The sequence below is a fragment of the Streptomyces sp. NBC_00249 genome (genome assembly GCF_026342355.1).
Taxonomy (GTDB): domain Bacteria; phylum Actinomycetota; class Actinomycetes; order Streptomycetales; family Streptomycetaceae; genus Streptomyces.
Map to the genome: position 1 here is coordinate 37,614 of NZ_JAPEMV010000010.1, position 16,456 is coordinate 54,069.

Genomic DNA, 16,456 nt, shown 5'->3' on the forward strand with positions numbered 1-16,456 from the left:
GGGCGACACGCCGGGCCAGGCATCCTTGTGCCCATGAGTGACTGGGACGGGTGGAGCGGCGAGCGCGACGCGCGCGGCCGCCGCGATGACGGGTACGGGCGCGGCAGCGGGCAGGCGCAGCCGGAGGGACCGCAGCGGATGCGGCACGTCCAGCGGCAGCCCCAGCCTCCCCGGTCCCAGCCCCAGCCGCCGCAGCGCCCGGCGCAGCCCCCGCAGCGGCCCGCCCGGCCGCCGGTGCCGCCGCAGGCACCGCCGCCGGGGAACCCTCCCGGGTACGGGGTGCCCCCGCAGGGTCAGGGCCCGGACGCCTCCTTCGACAGCGGTTACAACACCGGGCAGGTCTACGGCCGGCCCGCGGGCCCCGGCGGTCCCGGCCGGCCCAGCCGCACCGGCGGTCCCGGCGGTCCGGGCGGAGCGGGCGGCCCCGCCGGCCCGGCCCCGGACTGGCGCAGACGGATCAAGATCGGTTCGATCGTGCTGGGCTCGGTGCTCCTCGTCACCACCGTCGGCACCTACTTCTGGGCCGATGCCAAGGTCCGCCGGGAGGTGGACCTGTCCAAGGTGATCGAGCGCCCGAAGGAGGGCGACTGCACGACGTACCTGATCGTCGGCTCCGACAGCCGTGAGGGCATGTCCGACGAGGAGAAGAAGAAGCTCCACACGGGCTCCGCCGAGGGCAAGCGCACGGACTCGATGATGATCCTCGCGAAGTGCTCCAGCGGGAACACCATGATCTCCCTGCCGCGCGACTCGGACGTGGAGATCCCGTCCTTCGTCGGCTCCCAGTCGGGAAAGAAGTTCGCGGGCACCGGCAAGCGGACCAAGCTCAACGCGGCGTACGCGGAGGACGGTCCGGAGCTGCTGGTGCGGACGGTGGAGTTCAACACCGGTCTGCGCATCGACCACTACGCCGAGATCGGCTTCGCCGGCTTCGCGAACATCGTGGACGCGCTGGGCGGCGTCGAGCTGGACATCGAACAGGCCTTCAAGGACGAGAAGTCGGGCGCCGACTTCAAGGCGGGCCGTCAGACCCTCAACGGCGAGCAGTCGCTGGCCTTCGTCCGGACCCGTTATGCCTTCGCCGAGTCGGACCTGCAACGGACGAAGAACCAGCAGAAGTTCCTGGGCGCGCTGGCGAGCCAGGCGGCGACCCCGGCCACGGTCCTGAACCCCTTCTCCCTCTATCCGGTGATGGGCGCGGGCCTGGACACCCTGATCGTGGACAAGGACATGGGCCTGTGGGACATGGGTCAGATGTTCTTCGCGATGAAGGGCGTGAACAGTGGTGACGGCGTGTCGATGAACATGCCGATTTCCGGCCAGCGCGGCGGGAACCTCGTCTGGGACAAGGCGAAGGTCCAGGAGCTGGTCAAGCAGATCCAGAAGGACGAAAAGGTCACCGTACGGGGGCAGTGAACCGGCCGTGCGGGACCGGCGGGTGGCGTGGGATGTCGCACGTGTGGTGGACAGTGCGGTGCTTTTCTCGTAAGACTGAGGCGGCCCACGCCCCGGGGGGATAGACCGGCTGGGCGTACCGTCCCGGCGCTGCCGTAGAAGAACTCGGGCACGCGTCCGTCCTGCCCGTGGAGCATCCATGTCCCTTCAGCCGTTCCCGCGCCTCCTCGGCGCCCGCCCGGAGAACGGCGAACGTCCCCTCGCCCTCCCGTCGTTGCCGGGGCAGCCCCGGCCCGGACCGGGCGCGGCGCGGCCGCGGCTGCGGATCCTCGACGGGCTGCGGATCGTGGCGGCGGTCGTGGTGCTCCTGCACCACTACACGCGTCCGTCGGTCTGGGGCGGGGACACCTTCGGGTGGCTCACCGTGGTGGGCCGCTACAGCTGGCTGGGCGTGGAGCTGTTCTTCATGATCAGCGGGTTCGTCATCTGCATGTCGGCGTGGGGGCGGCCGCTGGGCAGCTACCTGCGCAGCCGGGTCATCCGCCTGGGGCCCGCGTACTGGTTCTGCGTACTGGCCACCATGGCGGTGCTGCTGGCCGTCGGGAAGCCGTTCGGCGGCGCGGGGCCGGGGCTGAGCCAGATCCTCACCAACCTGACGATGTTCCAGACCCCGCTGGGCAGCTCCGAGCTGGACCTGTCGTACTGGACGCTCTGGTCCGAGGTGCGGTTCTACCTGATCTTCGCGGTGGTCGCCTGGACCGGTCTGACGTACCGCAAGGTCCTGAACTTCTGCTGGATCTGGACGGTCGCCTCGCTGCTGGCCCCCAGCTCCGGGCTGCCGATCCTGAACGTGCTGGCGAATCCGGTCTACTCGCCGCTGTTCATCTCCGGCATCTGCTTCTACCTGATCCGCCGCGAGGGCCCGCGCGCCGGCGAGCCCTGGGTGCTCCTCGCGTTCTCCTGGCTGCTGATGCAGCGGTGGCTGAACGACATCGTGCAGTGGAACACGGTCAAGGGCGACCGGCTCTCCTGGGAGATGTGCCTGTTCGTCGTGACCGTCTGCTACGCGGTCATGGCCGCCGTGGCCCTGGGCTGGCTGGACCGGATCGACTGGCGCTGGCTGTCGGTCGCGGGCGCCATGTCGTACCCGCTCTACCTGCTGCACCAGCAGATCGGCGTGACCCTGCTCGAGAAGTGGCGGCGGGACGTGGAGCCGTGGACGCTGCTGCTGTCGGCGACGGCCGTGATGCTGCTCGCCTCGTGGCTGATCCAGCGGTTCGTGGAGCGGCCGGTGGCGGGCCGGCTGAAGCGGTTCCTGGAGACCCGGCCGAAGGCCTCGTAGCGGCGGACACGGAGAAGGGGCACCCCCTCGGGGGTGCCCCTTCTCCGTGTCGTCGTGCGTACTGCTTACTGCTTACTGCTTACTTGCCGGCGCGGGCGCGGAGCTTCCACGGCATCGCGATGGACTCCAGCTGGACGGCCAGGTTCATCTTCGACTCGCCGACGGTGCGGTCCTCGAAGTGGATCGGGACCTCCATCACCTGGAAGTTGCGGCGCAGGGCCTTGAACTTCATCTCCACCTGGAAGCTGTAGCCGGCGCTGCCGATCGACGCGAGGTCGATCGCCTTCAGCGCGTCGGCGCTCCACAGGTTGAAGCCGCCCGTGATGTCACGGACGCGGGTGCCCAGGATGGTGCTCGCGTAGGCGTTCGCCCAGCGGGAGAGCAGCTTGCGGTGCGCGCCCCAGGCGTCGGAGAGGGTGCCGCCCGGCACGTAGCGGGAGCCGACGACCAGACCGGCGCCGGTGGAACGGGCGACGCCCAGCATCTCGGCGATCTTGCCGGCCGGGTGGGAGCCGTCCGCGTCCATCTGGAGCACGTACTCGGCGCCGTCCTCGACGGCCTTGGCCATGCCGGCCGCGTAGGCACGGCCGAGGCCGTCCTTCGCGGTGCGGTGCAGGACCGACATGCGGGGCTTGCCGTCCTCGGTGAGGAAGCCCTCGGCCAGCTCGTCGGCGATCTTGCCGGTGCCGTCGGGCGAGGAGTCGTCGACGATCAGCAGGCGCAGGCCCGGCTGGTCGAGACCCATCAGCAGCTCCACCATGCCCGGCAGGTTGCCCGCCTCGTTGTACGTGGGCATCACCACGGTGAGCGGCGTGAGCGCCCAGGTGTCGGGGAGCTTCGTGGTTGCGACGTCGGTCGTGCGGGGGTTCTGCTGCTCGCCTATCACAGGTTGTGCCTCACTGAAGTTGGTCACCGGTCAGAGGAGAAGCGGACGGCGGCGTCGGGCAGTTCAGCCTCGCACCACACCCGCACCCCTGCGCGAAGTTCGTTGTCAGCCCCTACGACGGCACCGTCACCGATGACCGCGCCGTTCACCACCGTGCGCGAACCCACCGAGGCGCCGGCGCCGATGAGGCTCGCGCTCACCACCGTGTCCGGGCCGAGGGTCGCACCGTCCAGGACGATGGAGCCCTGGACGACCGCACCCGATTCGATCCGGGCGCCGGCACCCACCACGGTACCGCCCGACAGCTTGGCCCCGTCGGCCACCACGGCACCCGGGAGCACCAGGGCCTCACCGCGCGGGCCGGGGACGGCCGGGGAGGCCACGATGCCGCGCACGAGGTCGGCCGAGGCCTGCACGAAGGACTCGGGCTTGCCGAGGTCCAGCCAGTAGGTGTCCTCGGTGACGCCGTGCAGCTTGGCGCCGGAGTCCAGCAGACCGGGGAAGGTCTCGCGCTCGACGGATACCGATCGGCCGGCCGGGATGGAGTCGATGACGCTGCGGCGGAAGACGTAGCAGCCGGCGTTGATCTGGTCGGTGATGATCTCTTCGGGGGTCTGCGGCTTCTCGGTGAAGGCCAGCACCCGCCCCTCGGAGTCGGTGGGGACCAGGCCGAAGGCGCGCGGGTCCTCGACCCGCACCAGGTGCAGGGAGACGTCGGCGTCGGCGGCCTGGTGGGACTCGACCAGGCCGGCGATGTCCAGGCCCGTCAGGATGTCGCCGTTGAAGACGAGGACGGGGGAGTCCGGGCCGCCGGTCAGGCGCTGCGCGGCGTTGCGGATGGCACCGCCGGTGCCGAGCGGCTCGTCCTCGACGACGTACTCGAGGGTGATGCCGAAGTCGGAACCGTCGCCGAAGTAGGGCTCGAAGACCTCGGCGAGGTAGCAGGTGGCCATCACGATGTGCGTGACACCGGCGGCGGCGGCCCTGGCTATCTGGTGGGCGAGGAAGGGCACACCCGCTGCCGGAACCATCGGCTTGGGGGTGTTGACCGTCACGGGGCGCAGTCGCGTCCCCTGCCCGCCAACCAGCAGGATCGCTTCCGTCATTTGTCTTCTCCCCAACCGGTTCGGGCGTACGAAGGTTCAAATTTAGCCCATCCGGGGGGGTGCAAAGCCCGGACGAGGGTCCGCCGGGGCCGCCGACGGCCACGTTCCGGTTACGGGCGGGGGCCCTCGCGGAGACGGGCGGATTGCGGCACATCGGACCCCGTTGCGGACGGCTGTCCCCTATACAGAGGGCCCGCCACGCACGACGGCCCACCGTGCGGGCCATCGCCCCTGGTCAGAGCCCTGCGCCCGGCTCGCCCCGGGCGCGGGGGCCCAGCGGCGCCCCCGAAGTCTCCCCCCACGGATCCGGCGCGGGAGGCTGCATCGCCCCGCCGGGTTGACGGCCGGTCGCTGCGAACCTGTCGGCAACCCGTTACGAACCCTTGCCCCTTCTACCCGGCCGGACGGTACGGCAGCGCGGCCCAGCTCCGTGTCCCGCCGCCGGGCTCGCGGGCCGGACCGAAGCCCCACTCCCCGTGACCGTCCCGGACCACGGCGGCGAGCACCCGCAGGTGCCCCCGGCGGCGGGCCTCGCAGAGCGCGGCGAGGCGGGGGTGGGGGTGGGGGCCGTGGGCGTCGTAGACGATCAGGCGCAGCGAGTCGTCCCGGTAGCGGACGGAGAGGTAGAGGTCCTCGCCCGGGCTGCTGTGCCAGCCGGCGGCCATCAGCTCGCCGGTGACTTGTACGGAGGCCGGCACCAGCCCGTCGAGCCGGTGCGTCCGCAGCACCTCGGCGACGGTCCTGCGCGCGACGGCCGCGCTGTACGGCTCGCCGGGGAGGGTGACGCTGTAGCTGAGCGCGTACGGGGAGGGCGCGGGGTACGGGGTGGGGGCGGGCTCCGCCTGGCAGGTGGTGACGGTTCGGTACATCGCTGACTCCTTGCGGTGGGCGGGCGCCGTGGCCTGCCGGGTCGCCCCTGCGGGTGGGCAGGGGGAACCGGTGCGCTTCGACTCCCTTGCGTGAGCGTTGCGCTACCGAACGTAGGGCAAGTAGTGATTAGTGCGCCACCTAGTCAGTGGTAATTGCATCACCTTGGATGTTCGGGGTGGCGGGCGGCAGACTGCGGTCATGCCACCGAGGACCACACCGACGTACCGACAGGCAAGGCTGGGCGCAGAACTGCGGCGCATGCGCACGGCAGCCGGCATGACGGCCGACACGGCAGCGGGGCTGCTGGGCCTGGACCGAGGGAAGATCTCGAACATCGAGTCGGGGGTCCGCACGCTCAGCACCGAGCGGCTACGCGTTCTGGCCGACGGCTGCTCCTGCACCGATGAGGCATACCTGGACGCCCTCGCCGAGATGGCCCAGCCCCGGGCGCGCGGGTGGTGGCACGAGTACCGCGGCAAACTCCCGGCCGGTCTCCTCGACATCGCTGAACTGGAGTGGCACGCGACCCGCCTGTACACGGCCCAGACCGTGCACATCCCCGGACTGCTCCAGACCGAGGACTACGCGCGGGCCGTGTTCGGCGCCGTACTGCCGGAGCTGCCACGGCTCGAAGTGGAAACGCGCGTATCCCATCGCCACGCCCGACAGCAGGTGCTTCGGGGTGACCGGCCGACCACGTACGTCGGCTACGTACACGAGGCCGCGCTGCGCATGCAGTTCGGCGGACGTGACGCGGCCCGCCGACAGCTCGTCCACCTGAACGAGCAGGGCGAGCGGGAGCACATCACGCTCCGCGTGCTCCCTGTCGAACTCGGCATCTTCCCCGGTGCCGGACACGCCCTCCTGTACGCGGAGGGGCCGGTCCGGAGCCTCGACACGGCTCAGGTCGACACCGCGCACGGCCCGGCCTTCATGCACGACCCGGCCCAGCTGGCCAAGTACTGGAGCCACTTGGAGTGGATGGCCAAGTCGGCTCTGTCACCCGAGGCCTCTCGCGAGTTCATCCACACGATCGCCGCCAACCTCTGAAGGAACGCCATGCGTGACATTTCCTGGGAAGACGCCTTCTGCGGAGAGGGCAACAACTGCTACCGCCTCGGCACGGACGCGGACGGAAACAGCTACATCGCCGTCGCCGGCCAGGAGGACGCGTACCTCACCGACACCGGCGACGCCCTCCGTCAGCTGATCCTGGACATCAAGGCCGGCAAGGCCGACCACCTGCTCTGAGCACGGCGGCTCGGAGGCCCTCTTGACGCTGGTGCGCCACCACGACCAAGCTCGTGCAAGTCGGCGCAAGCCACTCGACACCGGAGGCAGCCATGGCACTACGGTTCATCGGGATCGATCCGGACAGCGGGCAGCAGGGTTCCCCCACCGTGTGGGTGGACGAGGAGAACGGGGAGCTGGTGCTTCAGGGCTGGAAGCCGGACGAGCGGCTGGAGGCGGAGTGCGCGGCCTTCGAAGCCCCGGGGCACGCTCCAGGTATCCCGCCGCACGAAGCCGTGGTTCGGATTCCGGCCAGCATGGTGCCGATGCTCAGGAAGGCCTGCGATGTCGCAGAGCGAACCGGGCTTTGACGAGCTGCTGGCGGCAGCCAAGCACTCGGCTGTACACCTGGAACTGCGTGACTCGTACGGTCTCGGCGACGAGGCCGAGGACTTCGAGACCTGGAAGCGCACAGGCAGGCGCGACGTCGACCCGACGTCTGCCTACTGGACGCCGTGGGTCGATCTGATGCGTGGCACGGTCGCCCGAGGCGTGACCGTTCGCCGCGCTCGCGTCGTGTCGGAACCGGTGACCGACTACATCCGGTACGAGCACGCCGGCACCGTGGTCAACCTTCACGCCGGCGAGCAGGTCCGCTGGCTGCCCAGGCGCCAGGCTTCGGACATCGCGCTTCCCGGGAACGACTGCTGGGTGTTCGACGGAGAAATCGTGCTCTTCAACCACTTCTCCGGTGACGGAAACTGGTCCGCGTCGAGCTGGGAGGTTCGCTCCGAAACGGCCGTGGCACGACTGGCCGCAGCGGCGTTCGAGGCAGTCTGGGAGCGCGGCGTCCCGCACGAGAAGTACACGGTCTGACCTGACGGAACACGAAGAGCCCACTCATGTCTGCGTCCCCCTCGTCCAGCGCCCAGGCCGCCCGTGAGGCCATCGCCACCCGTCTCGGGGGCCTGCGCAAAGACGCGGAGCTGACCGGGCACGAGTTGGCTCTTCGCTGCGGCTGGAGCCCCGCGAAGTCGTCCCGCATCGAGCGGGCCAAGACCCCCGCGTCGGCCGCCGACATCCGCGCCTGGTGCAAGGCATGCGGAGCAGAGGACCAGACAGACGACCTGATCGCGGCGAATCAGCAAGCCGATCAGATGTTCGTCCACTGGCAGAAGCTCCACCGGCACGGCATGCGGCGGGCCCAGGAAGAAGTCGTTCCCCTGTACCAGCAGACCCGCCACTTCCGCGTGTACTGCTCGAACGTGGTGCCGGGAATGCTCCAGACCAAGGCGTACGCGACGGCCCTGCTGTCGACCATCGCCGCCTTTCAAGGCACGCCGGACGACTCGGAGACGGCGGCGGCCTCCCGCATCGAGCGCTCGCGGGTCCTCCACGAGGGCGACCATCGCTTCGCGCTGCTGCTGGAAGAAACGGTGCTCCGCTACCGCATCGGCGATGAGGCGACCATGGCCGGACAGCTGGGCTACCTGCTGGCGGTCATGGCCTTGCCGAACGTGAGCCTGGGGGTGATCCCCTTCACGGCTCAGCGGCGCGTCTGGCCGTTGGAAGCCTTCTACCTGTTCGACAACCGGCAGGCGAGCGTCGAGCTACTGACGGCCGCCGTGAACGCCTCGGCCCCGAGCGAGGTCGCCACATACTCGAAAGCCTTCTCCGAGCTGTCCAAGATCGCCGTACACGGCGCTCCCGCCCGGGCTTTGATCTCGGAGGCGATTACCTCTCTCGGGTAGTTCGCGTGCAAGGTCCTGCAAGAACGTGGCTGCCTGGATACCCCGGTTTCTAGGGTCGTCCCATCGACCTCGAAGCGATCGGGAGGGCGCGGCGTGACCACGACTGAACCCACGCGGTGGCAGGAAGCACCAGTGGTGCTGCCCCTGCGGACGGAGCGCCCGGCGCCCCGGCCCGTGGCCGGCTGCCCCGAGTGCGCGCGGCTGGCGAAGCTCCGGAAGGCCGCTGCGATGGAGCGGGACAACAGCACGATCGTCGACTGCAACGTCCTGCTCCGGATGCACAGGACCGGCCACTGATGGACATGCAGACGTGGCGCGACCGCCGGACCCGAGCCGCTGACGCCGCCGAGGCGATACGGGCGGCTCTGGCCGTCCTGGGTGTTCCCGAGGGCGCATGGACCGGCATTCGGCCCACCGTCACCCACAACGGCCACGCCTACGTGCACCTGGGGATGCTCCCGGCCGACGTGGTGGAGCAGATGGCCGAAGCCATGAGGGTCTCGAAGGCTTCCGTCCGCTAGGGCGGGGGGGCGGCCGGCTCTTCGGCGGCCGTCAGCAGATCAGGAAGGGCACGACGATGACCGACCTGTACGGGCTCCCCATCGAGGGAGTCGAGTTCTCGAAGGCATGCGGCGGCAACACGCACCCGGACGGCGAGGCGTGCGTGACGCTCGCCAGGATCGGCCCGGACGCGTGGGCCATGGGTGACAGCAAGCGGCCGAACGCCGAGCCGCTGCGGTTCACCACGGCGGAGCTGGACGCGGCGGGCATCGACCCCGCACGGTTCGACCTCTCCGCCTGACCCCTGAGCACCATCTGACCGACGGCCCCGCCCACACGCCAACGGGTAGGGCCGTCGCCCTTCCTTGAGACGGAGCGGCAGTGCACCACCACGGTTACGCATGGGTCGGAGAGAAGAAGACATTCGACAACGAAGCCCTGCGGCGGCCACCGCATGCCGACCCGCCCCCGCCCGCCCTGCCGGGTGATGCGGCTTCGCAGCGGCTTGTGGAGCGGTATCGGGAGGTGGTCGCGGAGTTCACTGCGACCGACCTGCCGCCGATACAGACCGCCCACTGGCTGATGAAACCGCGTGGGGTGGTCAAGGGCACGTGGGAGGAACCGAAGGGGGCGGGGGAATGGCTCGGCCTCCAGTTGGCGGAGGCTGCGCCCCGGTTCGCCTCGCAAGCGGACCGGGAAGCGACCCGGCTGGCGCTCCTGGTCGAAGCAGCGGTGGAGCGGCTGACCTGGGGCGGGGACGTGTCATGGGGCCACTACCTGAACGGAACGCTGTTCCGGTCCGTAGCCGTGGTGACTTGCTCGCCGAACCGGTCCAGGCCCGAACTGTCCTGCCCGCACCGTTGAGTGGACGAGCTGTCAGGAGGCGAACGGATTGGTGTGGCCGGGCAGTTGCTGGCCAGGGCGCAGGAAGCGCTGCCTGCCGTACTGGTCCTGCACGGGGACGAAACCGGCGTCCGTCAGACGCTGCGCGATGCGCTGTCGGCGGATCTCGCCCAGCTTGAACGCGCCGGCCAGGAACGCGGCGAGCGCGGCCCCGCCGGCCAGCGCGGCGACCGGCATCCCGGCGATGAGCAGGACCAGGGCCAGGACACCGCACGATCCCCATGCGATCGTCTTCTGGCGCTTGTCCGCGGCCTTGGCCATGACGTCGAACCCGATCCGGTCCTTCATCCGGGCGACGGCCTCAAGCGCTTCGGGGAGGGGCTTCAGCGACCCCTGCCGCATCCCGGGTACCGCCCCGCCGTTTCCCGCCTGCGGGTACGCGGCGATGGTGGCCGCCTCGCGGGCACGCGCCTCGGGGCGGGGGTCCCGGTACATCCGGACGAGGACGAGCGAGTTGTTCTGGCCGCCCGTCCGGCGCGATTCGCCGTACTCGAAGCCGTACTGCTCGACCATGTGGGCCAGGGCGGCCAGCCGTCCCGTGGACATCTCGGGGCCGATTTCGATGACGTCCTGGCTTGCGATCTGCCGAAGTATGCCCGATATCTGGCGTTCTGTAAGCATCTTGTTTCCGCCCCAACCATGCACCGATGACCGACCGGCGCACAGCCTAACCGCATCAGGAAGTACGGATTCCGCTTGGGTCGGGCGGCCGAGGGTCGCGCACTGCCGCAGACACGGACGACCCCCGGCGGCGCGCCGGGGGTCGTCCGTGTCTGCGGCAGGTCAGGGTTTCCCCGTTACGGCAGGTTGCGCGCCATGACGATGCGCTGGACCTGGTTCGTGCCCTCGTAGATCTGCGTGATCTTCGCGTCGCGCATCATGCGCTCGACCGGGTAGTCGCGCGTGTAGCCGTAGCCGCCGAGGAGCTGGACGGCGTCCGTGGTGACCTCCATGGCCACGTCGGAGGCGAAGCACTTGGCGGCGGCACCGAAGAAGGTGAGGTCCTCCTTTTCACCTCCGGCGGACACCCGCTCCGACTTGGCGGCGGCCGCGTAGGTCAGCTGGCGGGCGGCCTCGATCTTCATGGCCATGTCCGCGAGCATGAACTGCACGCCCTGGAAGTCGCCGATCGGCTTGCCGAACTGCTTGCGCTCCTGGACGTAGCCCTTGGCGTAGTCGAGGGCGCCCTGGGCGATGCCGAGTGCCTGGGCGGCGATGGTGATGCGGGTGTGGTCGAGGGTCTTCATCGCGGTGGCGAATCCGGTGCCCTCGGCGCCGATCATGCGGTCGGCGGGGATGCGGACGTTGTCGAGGTAGACCTCGCGCGTCGGGGAGCCCTTGATGCCGAGCTTCTTCTCGGGGGCGCCGAAGGAGACACCCTCGTCCGACTTCTCGACGACGAAGGCCGAGATGCCCTTGGAGCGCTTCTCCGGGTCGGTGACGGCCATGACCGTGTAGTACTCGGAGACGCCCGCGTTGGTGATCCAGCGCTTGACGCCGTTGAGCACCCAGAAGTCGCCGTCGCGCACCGCGCGGGTCTTCATGCCCGCCGCGTCCGAGCCCGCGTCGGGCTCGGAGAGGGCGTACGAGAACATCGCGTCGCCCTTGGCCAGCGGGCCCAGGTACTTGGCCTTGAGCTCCTCGGAACCGGAGAGGATCACGGGGAGCGAGCCGAGCTTGTTCACGGCCGGGATGAGGGAGGAGGACGCGCACACGCGGGCGACCTCCTCGATCACGATCACGGTGGCGAGGGCGTCGGCGCCGGCGCCGCCGTAGGTCTCGGGCACGTGGACGGCGTGCAGGTCGCTGGCGACCAGGGCGTCCAGGGCCTCCTGCGGGAAGCGGGATTCCTCGTCGACCGCGGCGGCGAACGGGAGGATCTTCGCCTCGGCGAGCGAGCGGACGGACTCGCGGAGCATGTCGTGCTCCTCGGCCGGGCGGTACAGGTCGAAGTCGGCAGAACCCGCCAAGATCTCTCACTCCCCAGATGATGATGCGTGATGCTAACTACCGTTAAGTAACCGAAATCTTAGTGTCCGGTGTCCCGGCAGCGATATGTACGGCGTACGTGAGCTGTGCGACAGCTGAGACGTGCCCGGTCACGGGCGCGACTATGCTCGGTGGCCGCAAACGGCCCCGCACCTCTGGAGCACCCATGGCCCCCCTCAAGATCACCGTGATCGGCACCGGATATCTCGGCGCGACGCACGCCGCCGCGATGGCCGAGCTCGGTTTCGAGGTGCTGGGGCTGGACGTGGTCCCGGAGAAGATCGAGATGCTGGCCGGGGGCCGGGTCCCGATGTACGAGCCCGGGCTGGAGGAGCTCCTCGCCGCGCACGTCGCCGGGCTGCCGGGCTCCACCGGGCGGCTCCGCTTCACCACGTCCTGGGAGGAGGTCGGGGAGTTCGGCGACGTCCACTTCGTCTGCGTGAACACCCCGCAGAAGCACGGCGAGTACGCCTGCGACATGAGCTACGTGGACGCGGCGATGGAGTCCCTCGCCCCGCACCTGACCCGGCCCGTGCTGGTCGTCGGCAAGTCCACCGTGCCGGTGGGCTCGGCGGAGCGCCTCGCGGCGAAGCTCGTGGAGCTGGCCCCGGCGGGCGCGGAGGTGGAGCTGGCCTGGAACCCGGAGTTCCTGCGCGAGGGCTTCGCCGTCCAGGACACCCTCCACCCGGACCGGATCGTCATCGGAGTGCGGGGCGAGCGCGCCGAGAAGGTGCTGCGAGAGGTCTACGAGACCCCGATGGGGGAGGGCACCCCGCTGGTGGTGACCGACTTCCCCACCGCCGAGCTGGTGAAGACCGCCGCCAACTCCTTCCTCGCCACCAAGATCTCCTTCATCAACGCGATGGCCGAGGTCTGTGAGGCCGCCGGCGGCGACGTGGTCAAGCTGGCGGAGGCCATCGGCTACGACGAGCGGATCGGCGCGAAGTTCCTGCGTGCGGGGATCGGCTTCGGCGGCGGCTGCCTGCCGAAGGACATCCGGGCCTTCATGGCCCGGGCCGGCGAGCTGGGCGCCGACCAGGCCCTGACCTTCCTGCGGGAGGTCGACTCCATCAACATGCGCCGCCGCGGGCACATGGTGGAGCTCGCCCGCGAGGCGGTCGGCGGATCCTTCCTGGGGAAGCGGGTCGCCGTCCTCGGCGCCACCTTCAAGCCCGACTCGGACGACGTCCGCGACTCCCCCGCGCTCAACGTCGCCGGGCAGATCCACCTCCAGGGCGGCCAGGTCACGGTCTACGACCCCAAGGGCATGGACAACGCCCGCCGCGTCTTCCCCACCCTCGGCTACGCCGACTCCGCGCTCGCGGCGGCCCGCGGGGCGGAGGTCGTCCTGCACCTCACCGAGTGGCGCGAGTTCCGCGACCTCGACCCGGCGGTGCTCGGCGAGGCCGTCACCGACCGCCTGATCCTGGACGGCCGCAACGCGCTCGACCCCGCGGTGTGGCGGGCCGCCGGCTGGACCTACCGCGCGATGGGCCGACCCCGCGCCTGACCCCGGGCGGCACTCCGACGGACGGAGTCCGGCGCAGCGACCCGAAGCCCGTGAGGCGCCCCGGCGCCGAACGGTGCGAGGGCCGCGTGAAGGAGGGGACCCGGCCGTGTGGCGGGCCGCCGGCTGGACCTACCGCGCGATGGGCCGGCCCCGCGCCTGACCCCGGGCCGACCCCGCGCCTGAACGGTCGGGGTGGTTCGGGTGGCCGTACGCGGAAGGGGAAATCGGGTGGCCCCGGCTGACCAGGGCGTATACCGATACCCATTTTTGATCGGCCTCAGTCAAGGAAGTGGAATAAATGACTAGGTAGACTTCGGGCCGATGACCACGACCAGCAGCCCCCCGACCAACCCCACCGCATCTGCGACGGCGGCGCCCGCCACGCGTGACCGGCGGGGATCCTTCGAAGCAGCCATGCGAGGTCGCGGAGCCCTTCTGGGCATCGCGGGCTTCTGGCTGGTGTCCCGTGCCGCGATGCTCTGGATGCTCGTCAACGACTTCTTCAGCTCGAACGTCGTCCGCGTGGAGGTCACCGCGACCTACCACAACTGGTACAACGTCCTCGTCACGTGGACGCTGCCGCAGAACGACATCATGTGGCAGTACCCCCCGGCGGCCGCGGCGATCTTCCTCTCGCCCGACCTGCTCCCCTTCCTCACCTACTTCCAGGCCTTCGTCGCCCTGACGGTGCTCTGCGACGCGGTGATCCTGGTCGGCCTCATGCGGGCCGCCCGCCGCAACGACGGCAGCATGGCCGGCGCCGCGCTGTGGCTCGTCACGCTGCCGATGCTGATGGCGACCCCGTTCGCCCGCTACGACGTCCAGGTCACCCTGCTCGCCGTCGCCTCGCTGCTGTGCCTGCGCTACCGCCCCCGCCTCGGCGGCGTCATCGCCGGCATCGGCGCCATGGTCAAGGTGTGGCCGCTGCTCGCCCTCCTCGGCACCCCGCGCGGCAAGTCCACGCGGGACGCCGTCATCGCGGCCGCGCTGTCCTGCGTCGCGCTGCTCGCCGTCTTCGCCGCGCTGTTCCGCGACACCCTCGGCTTCCTGGGCAACCAGGGCGACCGCGGCGTGCAGGTCGAGTCCCTCGGCGGCAGCGCGCTGATGGCGGCCAAGCTCGTCGACCTCTGGCCCGGCAAGATCAACTTCCAGTACGGCGCCTTCGAGTACGTCGGCCCGTACGTGTCGAGCATCGCCCGGGCCTCCCTCGGCCTGACCGTGATCGGCTTCCTGCTGCTCCTGCTGTGGCGCGTCAAGGCCAACCGCTGGTCCACCGCGACGCCGTTCGACGCCGCGCTCTGCGCCATCATGGTCTTCACGGTGACCAGCCGCGTCATCAGCCCGCAGTACATGATCTGGCTGCTCGGCCTCGCCGCCGTCTGCCTGACCTCCCGGCACACCACCCAGCGCCCGATCGCCTGGCTGCTGGTCGTCGCCACCGCGCTCACCACGCTGATCTTCCCGGTCTGGTACGGCTCGGACATCCTCACCAACACCACGCTCGGCACCATCCTGCTGTGCGCGCGCAACGGCATCCTGCTCTACGCCACGGTGTGGTCCGGACTGCGCCTGTGGAAGGCCACCGTCCTGCCGAAGGGCGCCCTCGCCTAAGAGGTCTTGCGGTGCTGTGCGGCGCGGGCCGTGAACTCCGCGTCGCGCAGCACCCGCTGGGCATTGCCCCAGGTCAGCAGGGTCAGGTCGGTCTCCGACCAGCCCCGCTCCAGCAGTTCCGCGATCAGCCTCGGGTAGCCCGAGGGATCGGTCAGACCGGTCGGGCGGGGACTTCCCTGCTCGGCGCCGAAGCCGGCGCCCAGGCCGACACCTTCCGGGCCCGCGAGGGCCCGTACGTGTTCCACGTGGTCCGCGACCGCGTGCAGGGAGTCCCCCGTACGCTCGGTGTCGAAGGTGACCATCGCCAGCCCGTTCGCCGCGCGCAGCGCGAGCAGCACCTCGTCGGCGACGTTCCCCGGATGCGGGTTGAGCGCCGCGGCCCCCGTGTTCGAGACGATCACCGGCGCCTTCGAGGCCCCCGCCAGCTGGCAGGCGGCCACCGGCGGGCAGCCGGTCAGGTCCAGCAGCATCGCCAGCCGGTTCGCCTCCCGGACCACCTCGTGGCCGAAGGCCGTCAGCCCCTCCTCCGCCCAGGACGCGCCCGCGGGCGCGAGGAGGCGTACGCCCAGCGCGTGGAAGGCGCGCAGCGCGCCCAGCGAGTCGGTCAGCGTACGGCCGGGAACGGGGCCGAGGAACGAGGCGATCCGGCCCCGGTTGCGGGCGTCGACCAGGTCGTCGGCGCTCAGCGCGAGGCACAGGCCGTCGGGGTAGCGGCGCATCAGGGCCAGCGCCACGTCGATCTGTTCGAGGGTGTCCGACACCACCTGGTCGCAGGAGGCGGCCTCGCGGGGCGTCAGGAGCGTCCAGAACTGGGCGCCGACGCCGCCGGAACGCAGCCGGGGGATGTCGGTGTCCACCCCGCTGTCCGGGGTGTCGATGTCGTGGTACGGGCTCTGGCGCAGGGTCCAGACGAGGGTGTTGCAGCCATCCGCGACGGGATGGACGGCGAGCAGTGCGGCGGCCCGTTCCAGGGCCCCGGCGGCTGCCGTGGGGGCGGGAACATCCTCGGCTCCGACGCCGGCGGAGTGAGGGTCATCCTGCAGGTCGGCCATGGCGTTCGCTCCGGTCTCGCGTCTCGGCGGCAGCAGGGAGATCTGCTGCCACCGTGACATGCGGGGCGGGTGGGGCGCCTGGCGGGTGGGGCGTTCGGGTGGCCCTTGCCCTGGCCGGGCGGTATCCCGTGCCACGCCGGGCGGGCCCTGCGCCCCCGCCCGGGCGGTACCGGACCCGTCCCGCTGCCCCTGCCCTGGCCGGGCGGTACCGGATGCCCCGCTGCCCGGAGCCGTCCCCTACCCGCCCTTCCACCGTTCCCGCCTCAGAGCCGGCGCGGCTCCAAGACCTGGGGCTCCGCCCCAGACCCCC

General features: G+C 70.5%; 19 protein-coding genes. 13 read left to right on the forward strand and 6 right to left on the reverse strand.

Features of this window, described 5'->3' with window-relative positions:
* The first annotated feature begins 33 nt into the window (after positions 1-33).
* Together OOK31_RS34020 and OOK31_RS34025 are read left to right on the forward strand one after the other, a co-directional pair.
* A complete protein-coding gene (locus OOK31_RS34020) occupies positions 34-1,416 on the forward strand; it encodes an LCP family protein (protein ID WP_267091266.1) in 1,383 nt (460 codons plus the stop codon).
* A gap of 178 nt (positions 1,417-1,594) precedes the next feature.
* Positions 1,595-2,737, forward strand: a complete 1,143-nt coding sequence (locus OOK31_RS34025; RefSeq protein ID WP_267091267.1) for an acyltransferase — start codon at positions 1,595-1,597, stop codon at positions 2,735-2,737.
* A gap of 79 nt (positions 2,738-2,816) precedes the next feature.
* Here OOK31_RS34025 and OOK31_RS34030 read toward each other — a convergent pair whose 3' ends face one another.
* The 3 genes from OOK31_RS34030 to OOK31_RS34040 form a co-directional block, all read right to left on the reverse strand.
* A complete protein-coding gene (locus OOK31_RS34030; RefSeq protein ID WP_267091545.1) occupies positions 2,817-3,533 on the reverse strand; it encodes a polyprenol monophosphomannose synthase in 717 nt (238 codons plus the stop codon).
* A gap of 113 nt (positions 3,534-3,646) precedes the next feature.
* Positions 3,647-4,729 (reverse strand): NDP-sugar synthase, encoded by a 1,083-nt coding sequence (locus OOK31_RS34035; protein WP_267091268.1) that lies wholly within the window; start codon positions 4,727-4,729, stop codon positions 3,647-3,649.
* Positions 4,730-5,121: 392 nt separating this feature from the next.
* Complete coding sequence (locus OOK31_RS34040; protein ID WP_267091269.1) at positions 5,122-5,598, reverse strand: ATP-binding protein; 477 nt, start codon at positions 5,596-5,598, stop codon at positions 5,122-5,124.
* A 199-nt stretch (positions 5,599-5,797) separates the two neighbouring features.
* On the opposite strand from OOK31_RS34040, the gene OOK31_RS34045 reads away from it, so the two are divergent.
* From OOK31_RS34045 to OOK31_RS34085, 9 genes are all read left to right on the forward strand, one after another.
* Complete coding sequence (locus OOK31_RS34045; protein ID WP_267091270.1) at positions 5,798-6,649, forward strand: helix-turn-helix transcriptional regulator; 852 nt, start codon at positions 5,798-5,800, stop codon at positions 6,647-6,649.
* A gap of 9 nt (positions 6,650-6,658) precedes the next feature.
* Positions 6,659-6,850 carry a hypothetical protein gene (locus OOK31_RS34050; RefSeq protein WP_267091271.1) on the forward strand — a complete coding sequence of 64 codons (192 nt, stop codon included), beginning with the start codon at positions 6,659-6,661 and terminating at the stop codon, positions 6,848-6,850.
* A gap of 92 nt (positions 6,851-6,942) precedes the next feature.
* The gene (locus OOK31_RS34055; RefSeq protein WP_267091272.1) at positions 6,943-7,200 is read left to right on the forward strand and encodes a hypothetical protein; all 258 of its coding nucleotides are present in this window, start codon (positions 6,943-6,945) and stop codon (positions 7,198-7,200) included.
* Entirely contained in the window at positions 7,175-7,705 is a 531-nt protein-coding gene (locus OOK31_RS34060) for a DUF6879 family protein (RefSeq protein ID WP_267091273.1), read from the forward strand. The genes OOK31_RS34055 and OOK31_RS34060 overlap by 26 nt, the downstream gene beginning before the upstream one ends.
* A gap of 26 nt (positions 7,706-7,731) precedes the next feature.
* Positions 7,732-8,580: a helix-turn-helix transcriptional regulator gene (locus OOK31_RS34065; RefSeq protein WP_267091274.1), complete on the forward strand. Its 849-nt coding sequence runs from the start codon at positions 7,732-7,734 to the stop codon at positions 8,578-8,580.
* Positions 8,581-8,673: 93 nt separating this feature from the next.
* Positions 8,674-8,877 carry a hypothetical protein gene (locus tag OOK31_RS34070; protein WP_267091275.1) on the forward strand — a complete coding sequence of 68 codons (204 nt, stop codon included), beginning with the start codon at positions 8,674-8,676 and terminating at the stop codon, positions 8,875-8,877.
* Positions 8,877-9,101 carry a hypothetical protein gene (locus tag OOK31_RS34075; protein ID WP_267091276.1) on the forward strand — a complete coding sequence of 75 codons (225 nt, stop codon included), beginning with the start codon at positions 8,877-8,879 and terminating at the stop codon, positions 9,099-9,101. The genes OOK31_RS34070 and OOK31_RS34075 overlap by 1 nt, the downstream gene beginning before the upstream one ends.
* Before the next feature lie 56 nt (positions 9,102-9,157).
* Positions 9,158-9,382: a DUF397 domain-containing protein gene (locus OOK31_RS34080; protein ID WP_267091277.1), complete on the forward strand. Its 225-nt coding sequence runs from the start codon at positions 9,158-9,160 to the stop codon at positions 9,380-9,382.
* Positions 9,383-9,462: 80 nt separating this feature from the next.
* The gene (locus OOK31_RS34085) at positions 9,463-9,945 is read left to right on the forward strand and encodes a hypothetical protein (RefSeq protein ID WP_267091278.1); all 483 of its coding nucleotides are present in this window, start codon (positions 9,463-9,465) and stop codon (positions 9,943-9,945) included.
* 12 nt (positions 9,946-9,957) lie between these two features.
* Here the strand turns inward: OOK31_RS34085 and OOK31_RS34090 are convergent, their stop codons facing one another.
* Together OOK31_RS34090 and OOK31_RS34095 are read right to left on the reverse strand one after the other, a co-directional pair.
* The gene (locus tag OOK31_RS34090) at positions 9,958-10,605 is read right to left on the reverse strand and encodes a hypothetical protein (protein ID WP_267091279.1); all 648 of its coding nucleotides are present in this window, start codon (positions 10,603-10,605) and stop codon (positions 9,958-9,960) included.
* 176 nt (positions 10,606-10,781) lie between these two features.
* Positions 10,782-11,954, reverse strand: coding sequence for an acyl-CoA dehydrogenase family protein (locus OOK31_RS34095; protein ID WP_189971097.1), 1,173 nt, complete (start codon positions 11,952-11,954; stop codon positions 10,782-10,784).
* 185 nt (positions 11,955-12,139) lie between these two features.
* Here OOK31_RS34095 and OOK31_RS34100 point away from each other — a divergent pair, with 185 nt between their 5' ends.
* Together OOK31_RS34100 and OOK31_RS34105 are read left to right on the forward strand one after the other, a co-directional pair.
* Positions 12,140-13,483 carry a UDP-glucose/GDP-mannose dehydrogenase family protein gene (locus OOK31_RS34100; RefSeq protein ID WP_267091280.1) on the forward strand — a complete coding sequence of 448 codons (1,344 nt, stop codon included), beginning with the start codon at positions 12,140-12,142 and terminating at the stop codon, positions 13,481-13,483.
* Positions 13,484-13,897: 414 nt separating this feature from the next.
* Positions 13,898-15,094, forward strand: coding sequence for a glycosyltransferase family 87 protein (locus OOK31_RS34105; RefSeq protein WP_267091281.1), 1,197 nt, complete (start codon positions 13,898-13,900; stop codon positions 15,092-15,094).
* On the opposite strand, the gene OOK31_RS34110 is transcribed toward OOK31_RS34105, so the two are convergent.
* Positions 15,091-16,206 (reverse strand): membrane dipeptidase, encoded by a 1,116-nt coding sequence (locus OOK31_RS34110; RefSeq protein ID WP_267091282.1) that lies wholly within the window; start codon positions 16,204-16,206, stop codon positions 15,091-15,093. The genes OOK31_RS34105 and OOK31_RS34110 overlap by 4 nt on opposite strands.
* Positions 16,207-16,456 lie beyond the last annotated feature (250 nt).